This window comes from Halomonas sp. BM-2019 (genome assembly GCF_017584085.1).
Genome location: NZ_CP071922.1, coordinates 3,207,932 through 3,210,318, shown reverse-complemented (window position 1 = coordinate 3,210,318; position 2,387 = coordinate 3,207,932). Strand labels below are relative to the sequence as shown.

General features: G+C 52.2%; 2 protein-coding genes. Both read left to right on the top strand.

The window, feature by feature from the left end; translation table 11 throughout:
• The first annotated feature begins 177 nt into the window (after window positions 1-177).
• A complete protein-coding gene (gene flhB / locus J5F18_RS15960) occupies window positions 178-1,350 on the top strand; it encodes a flagellar biosynthesis protein FlhB (RefSeq protein WP_346299540.1) in 1,173 nt (390 codons plus the stop codon).
• On the top strand, window positions 1,347-2,387 hold a 1,041-nt coding region (locus J5F18_RS15955; RefSeq protein ID WP_346299539.1), incomplete at its 3' end, for an FHIPEP family type III secretion protein. The genes flhB and J5F18_RS15955, both read left to right, overlap by 4 nt.

Below are 2,387 nucleotides of genomic sequence, written 5' to 3'. Positions count from 1 at the left end.
TGTTAGACAGTGACCTCGATGAGGCGGAAATCCAAGGCTCAATGAGCCAATTCTTCCTGTAAATCCCCATTAACGTTGAAAAGCGCCCCTAAACCGGCGCTTTTTTGCCATTCAAATCCATTTGCCTTCTGTCAGAATAGCCGCTAACTCCCGAATAATGTCTGGAATTTGTAAGCGATGGCTGAACAGAGCAGCAGCGACGACTCCGAAAAAACAGAACCCGCCACGCCCCGAAGGCTGCAAAAAGCCAAGGAAGAGGGGCAGGTTGCGCGATCGCGTGAGTTAACCACATTTGTATTGCTGTTTGGCGGTTTGATCGGCCTGTGGGGCATGGGCTCAATGCTCTATGAGCAGGTTGGCTTTGTCATGGAACAGTCGTTTCTGTTTGAGCGCCAACAGGCGTTCGAAATTGGCCCTATGTTGATGAACGTGGCCATGCTCGCGCAACATGCATTATTCGCCCTGATGCCGTTATTTATGTTGATGGTGGTGCTTGCCCTTGTTGCCCCGGCGTTGCTCGGCGGTTGGTTGGTGTCGGCCAAGGGTATGAAGCCACAGCTGTCGAAGCTGAATCCCGTGAAAGGCGTGAAGCGAATTTTTTCGAGCCAAGCGCTCGCCGAGCTCGGCAAGGCCATTGCGAAGTCGCTGCTGGTTGGCGGTGTTTTGATCGTGTTTCTCATGTCTCGCCACGGCGAATACATGAATTTAATGAAGCAGCCGGTGCAGCAAGCGTTAGCGAATGCTTTACAACTCGCTGCACAAGCGGCATTGCTCATGGTTTTAACTTTGATTGTTGTGGTGCTGATTGATGTACCCTTCCAGTTGTACAGCCATGCCAAGAAGATGAAAATGACCAAAGACGAGGTCAAGCGGGAACACAAAGAAACCGAAGGTGACCCGCATGTGAAGGCTCGAATTCGCTCGCAGCAGCAGGCGATGTCGCGCAATCGCATGATGAGTAAGGTGCCAGAAGCGAACGTAATCATCACCAACCCGACCCATTACGCGGTGGCTTTGCAGTATGATGAGCAAAATATGAATGCGCCACGTGTGGTGGCGAAAGGGACGGAAGCGGTGGCCGCACGGATTCGGGAGATTGCTGCGGAACATAAAATTCCGCTATTGGAAGCACCTGCGCTGGCACGTGCGTTATACTTCAACGTCGATTTGGACCGTGAGATTCCCGGTCCTTTGTATGCAGCGGTCGCGGAAGTCCTAGCTTGGGCGTTCCGTCTGAAACAAGTGAAAGTGAGTGGTGGTGATGTGCCGCCGAAGCCGAAAGGCCTCGAAGTACCGTCTAAAATGGCCGAGGGTAAGGTTCACCCGCGGCACCAGGAGGAAAGTGAATGAAGGGTGTCCAGTACACACTTGGACAATTAGGTAAGTCTCTCGACGGCCGTATGCAATTGTTCATCGGCCCGATATTGATCTTACTGATTTTGGCGATGATGGTTTTGCCATTGCCGCCCTTTGCGCTGGATATGCTCTTCACTTTCAACATAGCCCTTGCGTTGATGGTGTTGCTCGTCAGTATGTTTGCTGAAAAGCCGCTCGACTTTGCTGCATTTCCCGCAGTGCTCTTATTCACCACCTTATTGCGTTTGTCGTTGAACGTCGCCTCGACTCGGGTTGTTTTGATGCAGGGTCACACGGGGGGTGATGCGGCGGGTAAGGTCATTGAATCCTTCGGGCAGTTCCTCGTTGGCGGTAATTTTGCTGTGGGTATCGTGGTCTTTCTGATCTTGGTGATTATCAACTTCATGGTTATCACCAAAGGTGCGGGACGTATTGCAGAAGTTGGCGCGCGCTTTATGCTTGATGCGATGCCGGGTAAGCAAATGGCGATCGACGCAGACTTGAATGCGGGTTTAATTGGCGAAGAAGAAGCCAAACGTCGCCGTCAAGAAGTCGCGCAGGAAGCTGACTTTTATGGCTCAATGGATGGTGCGAGTAAGTTCGTGCGCGGTGACGCAGTTGCCGGCTTAGTGATCATGGTGGTGAATATCATCGGCGGCTTGATGATTGGAACCATGCAGCACAACTTGAGCTTTGCCGACGCGGGTCAAGTTTATATTCTGTTGGCGATCGGTGACGGTTTGGTCGCCCAGATTCCAGCCTTAGTCATTTCAACCGCCGCTGGCGTCACGGTTTCACGCGTAAATACCGATGAAGACGTTGGTCAACAGATGGTCAGCCAGTTGTTTGTCAATCCGAAAGTCATGATCTTGGCAGCTTGCGTGATTGGTCTGCTGGGGTTAGTGCCGGGAATGCCGAATTTTGTCTTCTTGCTGTTCACTGCGGGTCTTGGTTTTATGGCTTGGCGGATCATGAAAAAGCAAAAGTTGGCGGCCGAAGCGGTGCCTGTTGAGCAAGCTCCCGGAGCGCAG

What these genes read in the sequence shown, in the direction of transcription:
- flhB (WP_346299540.1), top strand. Translation starts at nt 178, where the DNA reads ATGGCTGAACAGAGCAGCAGCGACGACTCCGAAAAAACAGAACCCGCC.